At 40.5% G+C, this 18,707-nt stretch carries 17 protein-coding genes, 9 tRNA genes and 1 riboswitch; of the genes, 21 read left to right on the forward strand and 5 right to left on the reverse strand.

From position 1 onward, the window contains the following. Positions 1-277 precede the first annotated feature (277 nt). The 9 genes from AC25Y1_RS15320 to AC25Y1_RS15360 all read left to right on the forward strand — a co-directional run bounded on the left by AC25Y1_RS15320 (position 278) and on the right by AC25Y1_RS15360 (position 1,100). A tRNA-Met gene (locus AC25Y1_RS15320) sits at positions 278-352 on the forward strand. 60 nt (positions 353-412) lie between these two features. Continuing rightward, a tRNA-Met gene (locus AC25Y1_RS15325) sits at positions 413-487 on the forward strand. Between the two features lie 3 nt (positions 488-490). Then, positions 491-566, forward strand: a tRNA-Asp gene (locus tag AC25Y1_RS15330). A gap of 46 nt (positions 567-612) precedes the next feature. Next, a tRNA-Phe gene (locus AC25Y1_RS15335) sits at positions 613-688 on the forward strand. Positions 689-692: 4 nt separating this feature from the next. After that, positions 693-766: transfer RNA gene (locus tag AC25Y1_RS15340), tRNA-Gly, on the forward strand. A 2-nt stretch (positions 767-768) separates the two neighbouring features. Further along, positions 769-845: transfer RNA gene (locus tag AC25Y1_RS15345), tRNA-Ile, on the forward strand. A gap of 1 nt (position 846) precedes the next feature. Continuing rightward, positions 847-921, forward strand: a tRNA-Asn gene (locus tag AC25Y1_RS15350). A gap of 8 nt (positions 922-929) precedes the next feature. After that, positions 930-1,020: transfer RNA gene (locus tag AC25Y1_RS15355), tRNA-Ser, on the forward strand. An 8-nt stretch (positions 1,021-1,028) separates the two neighbouring features. Further along, positions 1,029-1,100: transfer RNA gene (locus tag AC25Y1_RS15360), tRNA-Glu, on the forward strand. A 449-nt stretch (positions 1,101-1,549) separates the two neighbouring features. On the opposite strand, the gene AC25Y1_RS15365 is transcribed toward AC25Y1_RS15360, so the two are convergent. After that, the gene (locus AC25Y1_RS15365; RefSeq protein WP_488148877.1) at positions 1,550-2,158 is read right to left on the reverse strand and encodes a TraR/DksA C4-type zinc finger protein; all 609 of its coding nucleotides are present in this window, start codon (positions 2,156-2,158) and stop codon (positions 1,550-1,552) included. Between the two features lie 282 nt (positions 2,159-2,440). Between AC25Y1_RS15365 and AC25Y1_RS15370 the strand changes: the two genes are divergently transcribed. From AC25Y1_RS15370 to menC, 6 genes are all read left to right on the forward strand, one after another. Then, positions 2,441-3,823, forward strand: coding sequence for an isochorismate synthase (locus AC25Y1_RS15370; RefSeq protein WP_488148878.1), 1,383 nt, complete (start codon positions 2,441-2,443; stop codon positions 3,821-3,823). After that, positions 3,816-5,528: a 2-succinyl-5-enolpyruvyl-6-hydroxy-3-cyclohexene-1-carboxylic-acid synthase gene (gene menD / locus AC25Y1_RS15375; RefSeq protein ID WP_488148879.1), complete on the forward strand. Its 1,713-nt coding sequence runs from the start codon at positions 3,816-3,818 to the stop codon at positions 5,526-5,528. Before AC25Y1_RS15370 ends, menD begins: the two co-directional genes overlap by 8 nt. After that, positions 5,521-6,366 carry a 2-succinyl-6-hydroxy-2,4-cyclohexadiene-1-carboxylate synthase gene (menH, locus tag AC25Y1_RS15380; protein WP_488148880.1) on the forward strand — a complete coding sequence of 282 codons (846 nt, stop codon included), beginning with the start codon at positions 5,521-5,523 and terminating at the stop codon, positions 6,364-6,366. Before menD ends, menH begins: the two co-directional genes overlap by 8 nt. Further along, the gene (gene menB, locus AC25Y1_RS15385) at positions 6,366-7,184 is read left to right on the forward strand and encodes a 1,4-dihydroxy-2-naphthoyl-CoA synthase (protein ID WP_488148881.1); all 819 of its coding nucleotides are present in this window, start codon (positions 6,366-6,368) and stop codon (positions 7,182-7,184) included. Before menH ends, menB begins: the two co-directional genes overlap by 1 nt. 66 nt (positions 7,185-7,250) lie before the next feature. Further along, positions 7,251-8,696, forward strand: a complete 1,446-nt coding sequence (locus AC25Y1_RS15390) for an o-succinylbenzoate--CoA ligase (RefSeq protein ID WP_488148882.1) — start codon at positions 7,251-7,253, stop codon at positions 8,694-8,696. Continuing rightward, a complete protein-coding gene (gene menC, locus AC25Y1_RS15395; RefSeq protein WP_488148883.1) occupies positions 8,678-9,793 on the forward strand; it encodes an o-succinylbenzoate synthase in 1,116 nt (371 codons plus the stop codon). Before AC25Y1_RS15390 ends, menC begins: the two co-directional genes overlap by 19 nt. A 33-nt stretch (positions 9,794-9,826) precedes the next feature. Here the strand turns inward: menC and AC25Y1_RS15400 are convergent, their stop codons facing one another. Then, positions 9,827-10,786: a metal ABC transporter solute-binding protein, Zn/Mn family gene (locus AC25Y1_RS15400; protein ID WP_488148960.1), complete on the reverse strand. Its 960-nt coding sequence runs from the start codon at positions 10,784-10,786 to the stop codon at positions 9,827-9,829. 161 nt (positions 10,787-10,947) lie between these two features. Further along, positions 10,948-11,181, reverse strand: a complete 234-nt coding sequence (gene yidD, locus AC25Y1_RS15405) for a membrane protein insertion efficiency factor YidD (protein WP_488148884.1) — start codon at positions 11,179-11,181, stop codon at positions 10,948-10,950. Between the two features lie 84 nt (positions 11,182-11,265). On the opposite strand from yidD, the gene AC25Y1_RS15410 reads away from it, so the two are divergent. The 4 genes from AC25Y1_RS15410 to AC25Y1_RS15425 all read left to right on the forward strand — a co-directional run bounded on the left by AC25Y1_RS15410 (position 11,266) and on the right by AC25Y1_RS15425 (position 13,397). Next, positions 11,266-11,715 (forward strand): Dps family protein, encoded by a 450-nt coding sequence (locus AC25Y1_RS15410; protein WP_488148885.1) that lies wholly within the window; start codon positions 11,266-11,268, stop codon positions 11,713-11,715. Between the two features lie 84 nt (positions 11,716-11,799). Then, the gene (locus AC25Y1_RS15415) at positions 11,800-12,108 is read left to right on the forward strand and encodes a transposase (protein WP_488148886.1); all 309 of its coding nucleotides are present in this window, start codon (positions 11,800-11,802) and stop codon (positions 12,106-12,108) included. A gap of 37 nt (positions 12,109-12,145) precedes the next feature. Continuing rightward, positions 12,146-12,616, forward strand: coding sequence for an NUDIX domain-containing protein (locus AC25Y1_RS15420; protein WP_488148887.1), 471 nt, complete (start codon positions 12,146-12,148; stop codon positions 12,614-12,616). Further along, on the forward strand, positions 12,606-13,397 hold the full coding sequence (locus AC25Y1_RS15425) for an alpha/beta hydrolase family protein (RefSeq protein WP_488148888.1): 792 nt from the start codon (positions 12,606-12,608) through the stop codon (positions 13,395-13,397). The genes AC25Y1_RS15420 and AC25Y1_RS15425 overlap by 11 nt, the downstream gene beginning before the upstream one ends. A gap of 328 nt (positions 13,398-13,725) precedes the next feature. Here the strand turns inward: AC25Y1_RS15425 and pckA are convergent, their stop codons facing one another. Continuing rightward, positions 13,726-15,312, reverse strand: coding sequence for a phosphoenolpyruvate carboxykinase (ATP) (pckA, locus tag AC25Y1_RS15430; protein ID WP_488148889.1), 1,587 nt, complete (start codon positions 15,310-15,312; stop codon positions 13,726-13,728). Between the two features lie 174 nt (positions 15,313-15,486). Next, positions 15,487-15,606, forward strand: a riboswitch (SAM riboswitch). A gap of 192 nt (positions 15,607-15,798) precedes the next feature. On the opposite strand from pckA, the gene metK reads away from it, so the two are divergent. Next, positions 15,799-16,995 carry a methionine adenosyltransferase gene (gene metK / locus AC25Y1_RS15435; RefSeq protein ID WP_488148890.1) on the forward strand — a complete coding sequence of 399 codons (1,197 nt, stop codon included), beginning with the start codon at positions 15,799-15,801 and terminating at the stop codon, positions 16,993-16,995. Between the two features lie 281 nt (positions 16,996-17,276). Here the strand turns inward: metK and AC25Y1_RS15440 are convergent, their stop codons facing one another. Continuing rightward, complete coding sequence (locus AC25Y1_RS15440) at positions 17,277-17,789, reverse strand: gamma carbonic anhydrase (RefSeq protein WP_488148891.1); 513 nt, start codon at positions 17,787-17,789, stop codon at positions 17,277-17,279. Positions 17,790-17,903: 114 nt separating this feature from the next. Between AC25Y1_RS15440 and AC25Y1_RS15445 the strand changes: the two genes are divergently transcribed. Then, positions 17,904-18,692 carry an alpha/beta fold hydrolase gene (locus AC25Y1_RS15445; protein WP_488148892.1) on the forward strand — a complete coding sequence of 263 codons (789 nt, stop codon included), beginning with the start codon at positions 17,904-17,906 and terminating at the stop codon, positions 18,690-18,692. The last annotated feature ends 15 nt before the right edge of the window (positions 18,693-18,707 follow it).

Below are 18,707 nucleotides of genomic sequence, written 5' to 3' on the forward strand. Positions count from 1 at the left end.
GTTAAAGCCCGCGGGGGTTCGAATCCCTCTTCCTCCGCCATTTTAATCAAAATGGTGATATGAAAATCAAGTTGTAGTATTAAGCGTAATGTGTTAAGATTACGAAGTGCGTAAAATTAAATGATAAATGATAAATGATAAATGATAAGTAATCATATAATGTTGTCGCGGGGTGGAGCAAATCACATAACGAAGAATGTGATTAACACCGACAGCGCAGCGTAAGGTGTCAAACTTAACGAATGCGTGAATTCAATTAGTAATCATATTTTATTGTCGCGGGGTGGAGCAGTGGTAGCTCGTCGGGCTCATAATCCGAAGGTCACAGGTTCAAATCCTGTCCCCGCAACCAATTTCTAAGGTATCAAACTTATCAAATGTGTGAAATCAATAAGTAATCATATAATATTGTCGCGGGGTGGAGCAGTGGTAGCTCGTCGGGCTCATAACCCGAAGGTCACAGGTTCAAATCCTGTCCCCGCAACCAAATGGTCCCGTGGTGTAGCGGTTAACATGCCTGCCTGTCACGCAGGAGATCGCGGGTTCGATTCCCGTCGGGACCGCCATTTATGTGTAATACATACATAAAAATATAGTGAATATATCATGTTTGGCTCAGTAGCTCAGTCGGTAGAGCAAAGGACTGAAAATCCTTGTGTCGGCGGTTCGATTCCGTCCTGAGCCACCATTTAGCGAGTGTAGTTTAATGGCAAAACCTCAGCCTTCCAAGCTGATGATGAGGGTTCGATTCCCTTCACTCGCTCCAATGGGCCTATAGCTCAGCTGGTTAGAGCGCACGCCTGATAAGCGTGAGGTCGGTGGTTCGAGTCCACTTAGGCCCACCATTCCGCAGTAGCTCAGTGGTAGAGCAATCGGCTGTTAACCGATCGGTCGTAGGTTCGAATCCTACCTGCGGAGCCAATTTATTCGGGGAAGTACTCAAGCGGCTCAAGAGGTGCCCCTGCTAAGGGCATAGATCGCGTAAGCGGTGCGAGGGTTCGAATCCCTCCTTCTCCGCCATATTTTTTGGCCCCTTGGTCAAGCGGTTAAGACACCGCCCTTTCACGGCGGTATCACGGGTTCGAATCCCGTAGGGGTCATAAAAGCAATAACAAAAAACTGTTTCGATTTACTGGAAAACTTCAGTAAATGAAACAGTTTTTTTGTTGTCTTCAAACATAAACAAGAATAAAAAGAAAGTGATAGCGAAACGCTTATGGTTCTAAGCGCTTCGATCGCGCTAGAGCAAAGCTGTTATTAAGTATAAAGAAATTGGTGTTCATTTAGGATGAGCTAATTATAATTCCTTCTGTAGGATTTATAAGAAGTGTTGATTGGAACGAAAGGCGACGACTCTTGCGGGAACAGCACGAGCTGAAGACCCTGAACTGAACGATGCGAGGGAAGCCGCTGAAGCCGTGCCGCGAAAAGCATTCGCCTGTAGCGGAAATCAAACTTACTAATTGACTGGACAACAAAAAAGGGTGGCATTTAAATACACCACCCCAACATTTGACTTAGAACCGAAAAAATCATGAAATTTCATTTGTCAGGAATTGTTCGTATTATTTGTTACACTCTTTCCAATAATATTATCTACTCTAGATGTATCGTCGTCATCTTGAACATTATCGTCCATGTACGAAGTTTTTTCACTGTCAATAAAATCAGAAGGGCTGTCGGATGTACCAAACTCTGCTACCGCATCAAAACTGTTTTGATAATCGATTGCACGGGAGTCTCTAGTACTCTCAAATGGATTTTCAATTTCGTTTATAGCAACATCTACTTCCACGGACTGCTCTTTGATTTCGGCATGTTCAATACAGAGAGTCGTGTAAGGTACGATTTTTAGTCGTTCATAAGGTATGTCGGTATTACATACCTGGCATTTTCCATAGGAACCTTCCTTCATCGCATCTAGTGCACTATTTACCTTACTTAGTTCGGATTCAGCATGTTCATGCAGTGCTAAATCTTTCTCCCTTTCGAATAATTCGGTTCCCATATCTGCTGGGTGATTGTCATAAGAAGACAGTTCCCCCATAGATTCCTTAGCACTTTCTTTGAGATATGTCTCTTCTTCATTTACAGTCGAATTTTTTCTTAGATCTAATAATTCTTTTTTTAGTGTTGCAAGCTCTCTATCAGATAACATGTTAAATCCCAACCTTCTCATATTTTTTTTAGTATATCCATCTTATTAACACTGATTCCTTATTTTATGGTTAAGTAAAACATAATTTGAAAAAACATCTATAATAATAGGATTTAAATCAATTGACTTTCTGAGTAAAACTTCCGATTTGTTTTATTCGAATTTGGAGATTTGGGATATGCCAATCGTTAATAATGATGAATGGTGTGGTAGAATAGAGGTATGAGAATTAATTTGGGTTCATTAAGAAGGAGATAGTAATTCCTTCATGGAGGTAAGAAAATGAGTCGAAAAATAACTGAAATGAAAAAAAGAGAGCGTGAAATTGTTGTTTCCGACTATCGATTTTTTTCAGAAACAATCGAAATTGGGCGAATTTCTCCTTTATCTTTTTTAGAAGCAGGAAGTAATTATAAAGAAGAGCATTTTTATTGGCAAAACGCAGATCGAACTTTAACGATTGTCGGTCTTGGACACGCAGAAGTTATTACGAGCGATACAGATGATAAGCGTTTTATTGAAGTTTCAAAACGATGGGAAGAATTATGTACTGTTTTAATTAAAGAGGAACGGGATATTGCACCCATCCTTTTTGGTGGATTTTCATTTGATCCTAAAAGTGTTAAAAACTCAGAGTGGGATGGGTTTCCATCTGCCTATTTTGTCGTTCCTTCATTCCAATTAATCAATAAGAATGGTCAAATGTTTATCTCGATTAACTTAATCACTTCGAATAGCAATGCTGTCGAAGAATTTGATGCATTGCGACAGGAGAGGGATCGATTAATTCATATTGCTGAAGTCCATGAATTTGTAACTCCGATGAAGCCAACCGTTAGTAATATCACAGAAGTTAATAAAGAATCCTATTTGAAAGCGGTTCAAGATGTAACCAATCAAATTAAAAATGGAGAAGCGGAGAAAGTAGTGATTGCCCGTTCGTTAGCGCTGGACTTTGAAGAAGAGGTTTCAAGCGTAGCGGCCCTTCATTATATTACGAGTGAGCAACAAGAGAGTTATCATTTTGGCTTACAAGTAGATGGTCAGTTTTTCTTTGGTGCGACGCCAGAGCGTCTTATTGAAATCGAAGGTGGACAAGCTTATTCGGCTTGTGTAGCTGGATCTATTAAGCGTGGAAAAACAGCTATGGAGGACCGTGAATTTGGTGAGGAGTTATTAAATGATGATAAAAACCGGGAAGAACATCACTATGTTGTAAAAATGATTTCAGAAGTGTTTCATAAAAACTGTACAGAAGTCTCTATGCCATCAGAGCCGAAACTAATGAGAATTCGTGATATTCAACATTTATTTACTTCAATCGAAGGAAAACTTGAGCATGGATCAGATATATTTACATTAGTTGAAGAGTTGCATCCAACACCTGCATTAGGTGGGGTTCCAACAGATAAGGCGCTAGAGGTGATACGTCGAGAGGAAAAGATGGATCGTGGTTATTATGCTGCGCCGATTGGGTGGACAGATAGTGATGGCAATGGTGAATTTGCAGTTGCGATACGATCGGGACTGTTAGACGGAGAGAAAGCTTATTTATATGCTGGCGGCGGAATTGTTGCTGATTCAGTGCCGGAGACCGAATATGATGAAACTTGGGTGAAGTTTAGACCAGTTTTACGGGCACTTGGAGGGAAATTGAATGGGTAACAAAAAAACGTTGACGAATTACGTACGTCGAATGACCAGTGCATTAATGAATGCAGGCGTAAAATCAGTAGTCATTAGTCCTGGCTCTAGATCGACGCCTTTAGCTTATGCTTTTGTAACGACTGAATCATTAGATGTATACATGCAAATAGATGAGCGGTCGGCTGGCTATTTTGCACTTGGATTAGCGAAGGCATCCGGTGAGCCTGTCGTTCTTTTATGTACTTCTGGGACTGCAGCATCGAATTACTTTCCAGCGGTTACAGAAGCGCATTATGCGCGTTTACCGCTCATTGTAATAACTGCAGATCGACCACATGAATTACGTGAAGTTGGTGCTCCACAAGCAATTGATCAAGTTCAACTTTATGGGAATCATGTGAAATACAGCGTTGACCTTCCGTTGGCAGAAGAGAATCCTGATATCGATGATTATATTGAGCGGCATATCCAACGAGCAGTTTCAAAATCGCTGACTGCACCTATTGGACCGATTCATCTCAATGTCCCGTTTAGAGAGCCACTGATGATTGATTTTGACATGCAGGCTCCTGCTACAACGTTTGTTCAACATATGCTTGGTAAAGATTTACTTGATGAATCGACAAAGCAGTTTATAGGGGAAATTCTTGAAGAGACCAACAACGGGCTTTTAATAATCGGGGAATTACCCATCGGCATCAATACGGCATTATTTTGGGAATTTGCGGGTGCTTTGAACTGGCCGGTACTATGTGATCCTTTATCAAATCTCCGAGCCAACGTACCTAAAAAGTTTATGCACCTTTGTATAGATCGATACGATGCTTTGTTAAAAAGTGAAAAGTTTAAGGGAAAAGTTATTCCTGATACAGTTATCCGTTTAGGTGCACAGCCTGTTTCAAAACCATTATCACTTTTCTTGAAAAAAGTGAGACCCGAAAAGGTTATTTTAGTAGATGAATCACCAGAATTTAGAGATTCACTTGGGATTGGGACACATCATATTCAAGCTTCCACGGAGGCATTTCTTCAAATTCACGTAGAGAAAAAGGAAACGTCTTATACTAAAATTTGGCGAAAAGCTAACGATGAGGCAGCAATTGTCATGGAGAATTCATCTGCAAAGACGAATGATGAAGGCGCTTATACCAATTTATTATTTTCTTATGTACCGGATGGATCTGACTTAATTAGTGGAAGTAGTATGCCAATTCGAGATGTCGATACTTTTTTCGGGAAAACGGATAAGGATATTACTATTTTTGCAAATCGTGGAACGAATGGTATTGATGGTGTTGTTTCGACCGCATTTGGCATACAGGCAGCTAGAAAACGTCCGACTTGGTTGTTGATTGGTGATTTGTCATTTTTACATGATATAAACGGACTGATTGTGTCGAGATTCCACGAAACGGATTTAACCATAGTTATCATGAATAATGATGGTGGTGGTATTTTTTCTTATCTTCCACAAGCTGATTCTGGAGACCATTTTGAAAGGCTTTTTGGTACACCAACCGGCTTAACTTTTGAACATATTGCAGCCATGTATGATGCACAGTATGCTTCCATTGAATCTTTGGAAGAATTTGAGCAAGAAATAGCTAAAGAAAAAGTGAAACCGATTCGTATGATTGAAGTGTTTACTGATCGCACAGAAAACGTAAAGGCACATCGTTCCCTGTGGAATGAAATTACGAATAGAATTGATAACAATGAGTGAAGAAATTATTTCAATTAATGGCGTGGATTATTGTGTTCAGCAGAGGAATAATCAAACTTCATTGCCGGTTATTGTTTTTCTGCATGGATTTACAGGAAGTAAGAATACATGGACTGAAATAATTGATTTATTGAAAGGGTCTTATCATACAGTTGCTATCGATTTAATGGGACATGGAGAAACGTCAATGCCGCAAGACTTTAATCGCTATTCGATGGAAAATCAAATTGCAGATTTAGAAACCTTATTTAACAAACTAGAAATTAGTCATTTTACGCTGGTGGGCTATTCAATGGGGGGACGCATTGCACTGGGCTATACAATTAAGTATCCCGACCGTGTGACATCTTTAATTCTTGAAAGTTCGACACCCGGTTTGAAGACGGATATCGAACGAATAGAACGAATAGAGAAGGATAAGTCACTTGCACAGAAGATCAGTCGTGAAGGCATAGATTTATTCGTTGATTTTTGGGAGAATATTCCTCTCTTTAATTCGCAAAAGAAGTTATCGAAAGAACGACAACAAAAAATTCGAGATGAGCGGTTAAAGCAGAGAGAGGTCGGATTAGCGAATAGCTTACTTGGCATTGGAACGGGTAGTCAGCCTTCGTATTGGTCTATGCTTGAAGAAATAAATCGGCCAGTATTCCTAATTACGGGTGAAATCGACAAAAAGTTCGTTAAAATTGCCCAGGAAATGATAAAAATACTGCGTTTTTCAAAACAGCGAATTGTAAAAGATGCGGGGCATGCATTACATGTGGAAAAACCGACTATATTTGCTACAATGATAGAGGAGCATATTCAAGAGATAATCTTAGAGGAGGAAAAATAATGACTCGTCAATGGGAAACATTACGTACATATGAGGATATAAAATATGAAAAGTATAGCGGCATTGCAAAGATTACGATTAATCGCCCTGAGGTGCGTAACGCATTTCGCCCTAAAACGGTTATGGAACTAATTGATGCATTTTCACGTGCGCGTGACGATGCAAGTATTGGTGTAATTGTATTAACTGGTGAAGGTGAAAAGGCATTTTGTTCAGGTGGAGACCAAAGCGTACGCGGTCACGGTGGATATGTTGGAGAAGACGAAATTCCACGTCTAAACGTTCTTGATTTACAACGTTTAATCCGCGTAATCCCTAAACCAGTTGTTGCAATGGTTTCAGGCTTTGCAATTGGTGGAGGCCATGTTTTACATGTTGTTTGTGACTTAACGATTGCTGCAGACAATGCTATCTTCGGACAAACAGGTCCAAAAGTGGGATCATTTGATGCTGGATATGGTTCAGGATATCTTGCGCGTATTGTTGGTCATAAAAAAGCGCGTGAAATTTGGTTCTTATGCCGTCAATACGATGCGCAAGAAGCACTTGATATGGGGCTTGTAAATACGGTGGTTCCATACGAACAATTAGAAGATGAAACAGTTCAATGGTGTGAAGAGATGCTCTCTATGAGCCCAACAGCACTCCGTTTCGTTAAAGCAGCTATGAACGCAGACACAGATGGTCTTGCGGGACTTCAACAAATGGCTGGAGACGCAACTTTACTGTACTATACAACGGATGAAGCAAAAGAAGGCCGCGATGCATTTAAAGAGAAACGCAAACCGGACTTTGGTCAATTCCCACGCTTCCCATAATTAATTAATCAAAGGAGCTGCCCGTCTAGATATGGGCAGCTTTTTCTGAATGGATGGTGATTTTTTTTGATACCTAATTGGTTAAGACAACGGGTTTATTTGACGCCAGACAGGATTGCATTATCGTATCAAGGCGAGCGTTGGACGTTTCGAGAACTTGAAGAAAGGTCACTAACACTTGCGCGAAAACTTAAATCGAATGCATTAGAAAACGGCGACAGGATTGCATTACTTGGCCCGTCAAATGATGAAATGGTTTTTCTGATTCATGCGTGTATGTTGCATGGATTAGAAATTGTCATGTTAAATAGTCGGTTATCTCAAACAGAAATTGAATGGCAGGTAGAGGATTCAAAGGCTTCGATTGTTCTGGTGGCGGACGAGCTTGACTATTTACTGGGCAATGTTTTAATTCCCACATTATCTTTCGGTGAAATCCAGCGAAGTGTCGAAAGTTTCATTGAGATTGATGACTATTGGAAAGCTGATCGGACAATTACGATTATGTATACTTCAGGCACCACTGGACATCCAAAGGGTGTTCGACAAACAGCGAATAATCATACATCTAGTGCGATTTCCTCGGTTTTGAATTTAGGATTAGATGAAAAGGATGTATGGTTATGTTCGGTCCCATTATTTCATATAAGTGGATTTTCCATACTCGTCCGTTCTGTTTTGTACGGAATGGAAGTGAAATTATACGACAAATTTAATGTTGAATCGGTCTATCAGGATATTCAACAAGGTGTAGTGACACGCATTTCTGTTGTTGCGGTTACGTTGGAAAAAATCCTGAGTGAATTTGAAAAACACGGGACGGTCGCTCATTCATCATTTAAGTCGATGCTTGCTGGAGGCGGTCCGGTTCCGATTGATTATTTGGAGAGAGCGCAAAATTGCCGAATTCCGGTACTTCAAACTTACGGGATGACAGAGACAAGTTCTCAGACAGCCACACTTTCTGCACAAGATGCGATACGAAAGTTAGGATCTGCAGGGAAACCATTGTTTTTCAATCAAATAAAAATAAATAATGTTGATAGTCCGCTGGAAAATGGAGAGGTCTATATTCGAGGACCTCATGTAACACCAGGATATATAGGGCATGCTTCAGAAAAAAGTCCATTAATTGATGGTTGGCTTCCAACAGGTGATATCGGTTATTTTGATGAAGAAGGTTATTTATTTATTGTAGACCGACGTACGGATTTGATCATTTCAGGTGGGGAGAATATTTATCCAGCTGAAATTGAAAATATACTTGCGGGACATCCGCATATTTCTGAAGCTGGTGTTTGTGGGGTAGATGATGATGAGTGGGGAAGTGTTCCTGCAGCATTTGTTGTAGTTTCACAAGATGTGACAGAAAACGAGTTATTCGAGTTCTGTCAAAAGCGACTCGCACGATATAAAGTGCCGAAACAATTTTACTTTGTCGAAAAATTACCCAGAAATGCATCCAATAAATTACTACGGCGGGAGTTGAAGGAATGGGTGGATTTACAATAACTGAAATTCGATTATATCGCGTTTTGGTTCCTTTGAAAAAACACTTTTCAACCCATCTACAAACCGTGACGGATCGAGAAAGTATTTTTGTGGAAATGGTCGATTCAACCGGCATGATTGGATTAGGTGAGTGTGTGGCGTTCAGTTCTCCTTGGTATACGGAGGAAACGGTACAAACATGTTGGGACTCACTTATTAATTGGCTTGTTCCTGCTTTGCTCGACAAGGATTTTTCGCATCCAGCCGAAGTAGTCGCTGAATTGGATGCTGTAAAAGGAAACCGAATGGCAAAAGCTTGTCTTGATCAAGCTTCTTGGGATTTGTATGCAAGGCGAAACAAAGTACCCCTGTGGAAGCTTCTTGGAGGTGTCCAGCCGCATATTGATGCGGGCGTCGTGTTAACAGGTGGAATGGATGAATGTATGCGTCAAAGAATTCAAGATGCAAAAGATACAGGTTATAAACGGGTGAAAGTAAAGATTGATGAGACGACAGATGCACATGCAGTTAAAAGAATAGTGGAAGGTTTTCAAGATATATTGTTTTTTGCAGACGCGAATGGTCTTTTCGATAAACTTGGGTTGGATGCCCTTTTACAGTTCGATCACATTGGCTTAACCTTGATTGAACAACCTTTTGAAGACGTGGCTTGGGATAAGCATGTGAATGCAGCAGCGCGCATGGAAACAGCGATAGCGCTCGACGAAAGTATATGTTCCGTAGAAGATGCAAGTCGTCTAGCATCGAGCGGTGCAGCTGAGATTATCGTGTTAAAACCGGGCAGAGTTGGTGGAACGACGGAAGCGTTAAAGATTATAGATGTTGTAAAAGAAAATGATTTGGGCATTTGGATAGGCGGAATGATTGAGTTTGGCGTTTCAAAAGCTCATAATCTGGCTTTGGCATCTCTTGCCGAGTTTTCACTACCTGGTGATTTTAGTGCCTCGAGTCACTTTTGGGAAGAAGATCCTGTGGAACCACCCATTACCATTGAAAATGGGGTAATTCACCTTACAGACAGTCCTGGTATTGGCGTGACTTTAAATAAATCACTCGTTGAAAAATATCTGGTCGAGATGTATAACAGTAATAAGTGAAAAAAAGGATTGCCGAGTTTAGGCAGTCCTTCCTTATTTTCCACCCAATGCTTTTTCGAGTGTTTGAACATTATATTCCATCAATGTAAAATAGTCTTCGTTATTTTTAATATCCTCATTCGTTAATACACCTAGATTATGCAGCATTAATGACTCTGCCCCAATTTCTTTTTGAATCACTTCTGTTAGTTTGGAAGAAATGTTTTGTTCAAATAATACGTATTTCACATTATGTTCTTTTGCTTCTTCAACAATCGTTGTCAATTGCTTTTGAGAAGGTTCACTTTGTGAGTTTAGACCAGCAATGGCAATTTGTTCTAATCCGTAAGTATCTGCGATGTAGCCGAATGCAGCATGTGACACAAAAAATGTTTTTGAAGGTGCGTTCGATGCCATATCAATAAATTGGCGATCAAGTTTTAGTAAGTCATTTTGTAAGGTTTCATAGTTTTTTTCAAAAAGCTCTTTTTTGTCTGGTGCGATGTCAATTAATGATTCTTTAATCGCGTACGCTAACGCATCGCTTAACACTGGAGACATCCATACATGAGGGTCGAATTCCCCGTGGTCATGATGCTCATCTTCGCTGTGGTCATGATTTTCATCTTCACTGTGGCCAACTTCTAGTTCCTCATGTTCCTCATGTTCCACATCTAGCATATCTTCGGTAATCCATTCAGCCGTTGGGATCATTTTCACATGCTCATTTTTCATCGTTTTTTCGGCATTTTCAACAAAGCCTTCAAGGCCAAGTCCGATATAAAAAAATAAGTCCGCATTTGCAAGGCCAATCATATCTTTTTGTGTAGGGTCGAATGTATGCTCATCTGCGCCAGGAGGATAGATTGATTGGACAGTAATCTCATCTCCACCAATACGCTCTGCGAAATATTGAAGGGGATAAACAGTGGTGTAAATTGAGATTAGTTCATCATCTTTTTCTTCTAGTGGCTTATTACAAGCAACAAGAATGCTTAGTACCAATGCAAGCATAGAGATTATAATTATTTTTTTCTTCTTCAAGGGAATTAATCCTCCGTTATCTAAATAGTAATCGTTACGATTTGATGTTTACTTTTTTATCATACAAGAGATGTGAGGATTTCGCAATATAAAAATAAAAAAAGTTCAGCATTGGACTGAACCTTTAAGAATCAAGCAGGATCTTTTGTTTTTTTATCGGGAACGGGGTCAAATCCACCTTCATGAAAAGGATGGCATTTTGAAATCCGTCGAACGGCTAACCATGAACCTTTCAATGCACCATGCGTTTCAATGGCTTCAAGTCCATAATTTGAACAAGTTGGGTGAAATCGGCATGATGGTGGCATCATTGGTGAAATCGCTTTTTGATAGATTTTTATAATTCCTTTAAGTATCTTTTTCATATCAATTCTCCTTAATGTTTATTGTAGGGTGAATTGTGGTAAATTAACAGTGAGACGAATTATATTATATAAGGAGATGTTTTTATGTCAACGGCACTTATTAAAGAAATGAACGTACAGGTTTCAACTTGGTCGGTCATGTATACGAAATTACACAATTATCATTGGTATGTGAAAGGCCATCAATTTTTTACATTGCACGAGAAATTTGAAGAACTATATAACGAAGCGACTGCGCATATGGATGAAATCGCTGAACGTATTCTAACGCTTGGCGGAGATCCAGTCGCTACATTAAAAGAACATTTGGAGCAATCTGTCGTTAAAGAGGCGAAAGGTGACGAAAAAGCAGATAAAATGGTGGCGACGATTGTCGATGATTTCAGCGCAATTATGGAATCATTAAAAAAAGGAATGGACGAAGCAGCTAAAGTTGGCGACGACATGACTGAGGATTTGTTAAATGCTACCTATCAAAGTATTGAGAAACATCAGTGGATGCTAAATGCATTCCTTGGTGAAGATAATAGTTAATTGATCTTAAACATGTATCCTAAATTGGGATGCATGTTTTTTTTATTGTAGACCATCCTATCTATAAAAAAGGATGGTTTTTGTATGGAAAAGTATCATATGTATGTTTCGATTGCTCAACAGCGGGTCCATCATCACCCTGACGATTCGATATGGGATTATAAAGTGACGGTTCCCAGGCAGTACGTGCCAATATTTCATGCATTATTTAGACAGTCGAGCGAGCTGGAATTTCAGAACTTTTTACGCGCGCATCTTCCTTATATTCCTTATCACTATGACAAAGATAATGACAAAATCGATGAAAGGACTAAAAAGGTATATGCGTTAATACATGAATTTACGGATGATGAGTCGAAGAGGTTTATCGAACAACTACCGTATTTCCGTTGAATCAAACCCTTTTGTTCGCTACACTGAATGAAAGGATGTGAGTTCAATCGTTACATTTAAAGATTTAAATGGCACACAGGTCGATCTGACATTCGGAGAAAATCGATTCGGAATGGAAGCTCGACATGTGCTTGTTGTTTTGAGAAGTAATGGTAAATGGTTACTTACACGACATACTGTTCGTGGTATTGAATTCCCTGGAGGTAAGGCTGAGGAGGGGGAGACGATTGAAGAAGCGGCCATTCGTGAAACAATCGAAGAAACAGGTGTGACGATAACCAATCTTGTGAAATTTGCTGAGTATGTTGTACAAAGTAATGTAACATTTTGTAAAGCGGTGTTTACGGCAGATATTGCGCATATTGACGAAAATCCGACGCTTCATGAGACAGAGGGGGCGGTTTGGATGACTGATGACGAGTTAGCGAATTGTGAAACATTGAGTTTTCATATGAAGGATGAGGGAATGTCCGCAATTCGAAAGTGGGTGGAATTGTATGAAAAGTGATGGAATGGTTGCGTCTAGACGTATTTATCCCTCGCCAAATCCAAATGTTCGACTAGAGGAAATCACTTATTGGTCGGATGGTTTGAAAGTGAAAGGTTTGCTTGCAGAACCAGTTGCGGATGGACGATATGAAGGCATTATTTATTTGCGGGGCGGCATTCAACATGTGGGAATGGTAAGACCTGCGCGCATTGCACAATTGGCATCGAATGGATTTGTTGTGTTCGCACCATATTACCGTGGGAATCGTGGCGGTGAGGGCCGTGATGAATTTGCGGGGGATGATCGTTTGGATGCGGTGAATGCAGTGGATGTTTTGAAACAGCAACCGAAGATAATCGCTGATCGCATTCATTTATTGGCATTTTCACGTGGTGGGATTATGGCACTTTGGACTGCGATTTTACGTGAGGATATTAAGTCTGTCGTTATGTGGGCAGGTGTGTCGGATGTTGTTTTTACATATCATGAACGGGTAGATTTAAGGCGGATGATGAGACGTGTTATTGGTGGGACGCCTACTAATAATCCGGATGCTTATCGGGAAAGAACTGCTTTGCTTCGAATTAATGAACTCGATGCGAATGTTTTGATTATCCACGGTGAGCTTGATGAAAATGTTTCGATTGAACAGGCAAAGTTACTGGAGAATTCACTTGGTGAGCATAATAAAGATTATGAAACTTGGTATTTTCCGAAGTATACGCATTATTTTCCACCTGTGAAAAATGCTGAGGTTGTTCGAGGTCTTTGTGATTGGATGAGGAGTCAGGGGAAGTAAAGGTTGAATTCTGTTACTAAATACCACTTGTATATTAATACCGTTGATTTCCACTCCGGGCGGACGCTTTCCTGCGGGCGAGCGCCGAGCCGCTTCCTTCGCTACGCTCAGTCCAGGGTCTCGCCTGTCTCGCTTTTCCCGCGGGAGTCGCCGCCCTCCGTTCCAATCAACTATAGATTTCATTATACAAAGTTAGTATATAAAGTGACTCCTAACAATTGCGGAGTTTTCGGACAATACAATGTTTGAAAAGTTCCTTTTAAAGGAAATAAACAAAAAGTATATGAGGAGAGAGTAGCTTGAATCTCCTCATATACTTTATTTTTTATTATGCAGTGGGTCCGCCTTTTGAGATGATTTCTTCTGTGACGGTGCCGAATTTTTTGAAGTTTTCTCGGAATAGATCTGCTAATTCATTTGCTTTTTTATCGTAGTCAGCTTTATCAGCCCAGGCATTGCGTGGGTTTAGGATTTCAGTTGGAACGCCTTCGATTGATGTTGGCATATTTAAACCAAATATGCTGTTTTCTTCAGTTTCGACGTTATTAAGTTTTCCAGCGAGTGCTGCGCGTACCATTGATCGTGTGTATTTTAATTCCATGCGTTTTCCTACGCCGTATGCTCCGCCGGTCCAACCTGTGTTGACGAGGAATACTTGTGCGTTGTGTTCGTCGATTTTCTTCCCTAACATTTCTGCGTAGACCGTTGCATGTAATGGAAGGAACGGTGAACCGAAGCAAGTTGAGAATGTTGCTTCTGGTGATGTAACGCCGCGCTCTGTTCCAGCAAGTTTTGATGTGAATCCGCTTAGGAAATGATACATTGCTTGTTCTTTTGTTAACTTTGAAATAGGCGGCAGTACACCGAATGCATCCGCTGTCAAAAACACGATTGTGTTTGGATGGCCTGCAACTGATGGTGTAACGATATTATCAATATTATGGATTGGATATGCTGCGCGTGTATTTTCTGTTAATGAACCATCGTCATAATCGGGAATACGTGTATCAGAATCGACAACTACGTTTTCTAGAACAGAACCGAAACGGATTGCACCAAAAATTTCAGGCTCTTTTTCTGCTGATAGATTGATACATTTCGCATAGCAACCGCCTTCAATATTGAAGACGCCGTTATCAGACCAACCGTGCTCATCGTCTCCAATAAGTTTACGGTCCGCATCTGCGGAAAGTGTCGTTTTTCCTGTACCTGAAAGTCCAAAGAACAATGCAACGTCGCCGTCTTGACCAACGTTAGCCGAACAATGCATCGGCATAATATCTTTTTCAGGTAGCAAGTAGTTCATGATGGAGAAAATCGATTTCTTCATTTCACCGGCATACTCAGTTCCGCCAATTAAGATAATCCGCTTTTCCATATTCACGATAATGAAAGTTTCAGAGTCAGTTCCGTCGATTTCAGGGTCTGCTTTAAATGTTGGTGCTGAGACGACAGTGAACTGTGCATCATGTGTTTCAAGTTCTTCTTTTGTCGGGCGAATGAATAATTGATGGACAAACAAGTTATGCCAAGCATATTCATTCACGACTTGAATAGAAAGGCGGGAAGCGGGATCCGCACCGGCAAATCCTTTAAAAACAAATAGCTCATCTTTTAATTGTAAGTATGAAATTACTTTGTCATATAATGCATCAAAGATTTCTGCAGAGATTGGACGGTTTACAGCTCCCCAATCGATTTTATCTTTTGAAGAAGCTTCTTCAACGATATACTTATCTTTGGGCGAACGACCTGTATATTTTCCTGTCTGCGCCGTTACTGCACCGTCTGCAGTGAGTATTGCCTCGCCTCGTGAAGTTGTTTTTTCAACAAGCTGTGGAACCGAAAGTTGAATATTCACGTTGCTGCCAGAAAGAAGATTTTTTAGCTCGTTACCAATTTTCGCTGAAATCATAGATTAGTCCCGTCCTTTGCAATTTAGTCCCTTAGGGGTGGTTTGTCATCACATTTGTTAATTAGTATAACACATTTAAAATAATATACTATACTAGTGATAAGTGCAACTACAATTAAGAAAGAAAGTTGACTTATTGCGAGCAGTTTCGTAAAATGTACTATTGAACGGATACTCTTATCCCGAGCTGGTGGAGGGGCAGTCCCTATGAAACCCGGCAACCTGTATGAACCTATGATGTTCATGCAAAGGTGCTAAACCTGATGCAAGGTGAAACTCCTTGGATGATAAGAGTGAAGGGTGCTTTGAAATTACGCCTTTCCTCATGTATACACGTGAGAGGAAGGCTTTTTTAAATATGTTTACCCTTTATCCTCGTGTGCAAAGCTCGTAATGGCGATTAAAGCCGTTCCCCTGTATGAATTGGGGCTTGACATGGGAAAATGAGTACCGTATCAATCTCGTAGGATATAAGGAGGAAATAATATGACAAACCGCCGTCTGTTTACGTCAGAATCAGTGACAGAGGGACATCCGGACAAAATGTGTGATCAGATTTCTGATGCCATTCTGGATGCGATTTTAGAAGAAGATCCAAATGCACGTGTTGCCTGTGAAACGACCATCACCACAGGTCTCGTTCTTGTTGCAGGTGAAATTACAACATCGACATATGTTGATATTCCAAAAGTAGTTCGCGAGACAGTAAAAGAAATAGGTTATACTCGTGCGAAGTTTGGTTTTGATTGGGAAACGTCAGCAGTTTTGACTGCAATTGACGAACAATCAGCAGATATCGCAGCAGGTGTAGACCAGGCACTAGAGGCACGGGAAGGTTCTATGACCGATGAAGACATCGAAGCAATTGGCGCAGGAGATCAAGGACTCATGTTCGGATATGCTTGCAATGAAACACCAGAACTCATGCCGCTTCCGATTAGTATGTCACATAAGCTTTCAAAAGAGCTTGCAAGGGTAAGAAAGGAAGAAATTCTTCCCTATTTACGTCCAGATGGTAAAACACAAGTGACTGTAGAATATGATGAAAACAATAAACCTTTGCGAATTGACACAATCGTTATCTCTACTCAACATGATCCAGAGGTAACGCTTGAAGAAATTCAACGAGACATTAAAAAATACGTGATTGAACCGGTTGTACCAGCTGCATTAATTGATGAAGATACAAAATACTTCATTAATCCAACGGGACGATTTGTAATTGGTGGTCCACAAGGGGATGCAGGACTAACGGGACGCAAAATTATTGTCGATACTTACGGCGGCTATGCGCGTCACGGCGGGGGCGCATTTTCTGGGAAAGATCCGACAAAAGTAGACCGTTCAGCATCTTACGCAGCACGTTATGTTGCGAAAAACATCGTAGCAGCAGGTCTTGCAGATAGCTGTGAAGTTCAACTTGCGTATGCCATTGGTGTTGCAAGGCCCGTTTCGATTTCGATTAATACATTTGGAACAGGCACAGTAGATGAGAGCAAGCTCGTCGAAGTTGTTCGTGAGTTATTCGACCTTCGTCCAGCAGGCATTATTAAAATGCTCGACCTTCGTCGTCCGATTTATAAACAAACAGCCGCTTATGGTCACTTTGGCCGTACGGATATTGATCTTCCGTGGGAGCACACTGATAAAGCAGAAGCATTGAAAGAACTAGCAAATAAATAATGAAAAAGCGTTAGAAGGGAAAAATCTCTTCTAGCGCTTTTTATTTGGAAGATATATCATGCTAGTAAAGAGACAGCGGGGTGATTACCATGAACATGATTGGGTTAATAGCCATTGTCGGCATAGTAGGGTTTATTATCATCGCTATGGTCATTTTTTTAGTGATAAAAAAATAAGCGCAACCGCAATAGGGTTGCGCTTTTTAATAACTATAGCAAATTCAGTACTAATTATGTTTTAGTCCAAGTAAGAATTTTATAACACTTTCTTATTGGTTATCTCTATTTCTGCAAACTCTTATAATACTGCCCCTTTTCCGCGTACTCTCTGACGACGCGCTCCATATCCGCACGGTCTTCGTCATTTAATTCGCGGACGACTTTTGCAGGGGAGCCGAGTGCTAACATATTTGGGGGAATCTTTTTTCCAGGGGGTACTAAACTGCCGGCCCCAATGAATGCGCCCTCGCCGATTTCAGCTCCGTCTAAAATAATTGAACCCATGCCGATCAATGCACCTTTTCTAACTGTGCAACTATGTAGTGTCACTTGGTGTCCTATTGTTACTTCGTCTTCGATAATAAGCGGAAACTTAGGGCTTTGATGAAGGCAACTTAAATCTTGGATACTCACCTTTTTTCCAATGATAACGGGTGATACGTCGCCGCGAATGACAGTGTTAAACCATACGCTCGTTTCAGCGCCGATTGTCACATCACCCGTAATTGTCGCGTAATCTGCAATGAAAACGGACGGATCGATAACTGGCGTTTTATCTTTATAAGGGTAAATCATATATTTTCTCCTCTTTTCCTTCTGTAGTGTATAATTATCATAACAAAGAACATGTTTTTATTGAAAGAAATTGGGAAAAATTAAGAGAATACAACATAAAAGGGGGATTTGTCCATGTGGAAATGGGAAGCAGAAGGTCAGCCAAAAGCTGTTGTTGCAATTGTGCACGGTGCATATGAACATCATAATCGATATGCTTGGCTTATTCAAAAGCTGCGAAGTAGTAATTTTCATGTTGTCATGGGCGATTTACCAGGACACGGAGGGCAAACTGGTCGTAATGTTCACGCTGAAAAGTTTGCTACATACACTGAGTACGTTAAAGAGCTTTTGAAAATCGGGATTGTCGATGGGCTTCCGCTCTTCATCATGGGGCACGGTCTGGGTGCGACGCTTGTCATGCGCATTTTGCAAACGGAGGAGATCATCTCTGCGGGTGTTATTTTAAGTTCGCCTTGGCTACAACTTGAACATCAACCTTCAAAGTATGCAGGTGTACTCACGAAGCTGTCATCTTCTATGAAAATTAATCATAATATTAATGTTGAACTACTGACAAGAAATTATGAATTTTATATTGAAGCACGTGATGATAAAAATTATAGCTCGATGGTTACGGCAGGCTGGTATAAAGAGTTACAAAGTTATATGAAGACCGTTAATCAGCATGAAGGAACGATTCGAAATGTGCCAGTCTTGCTTCACACAGGCGGACAAGACAAAATCACTGACATTGCAGCCGCGAAAACTTGGCTTTTAAAACAACAACTGACAGAGTTTCAGTATAAAGAATGGAAAAAATTATATCATGACGTTTACCAAGAGCCAGAACAAGAAGAAGTGTTTTTATACACAGAATCTTTCATGCACAGCGCTTTACGGTCGCTGGGGTATATCGTCTGAAGATAAAGGTGGAGA

It is taken from the genome of Sporosarcina sp. Y1009, assembly GCF_057669865.1.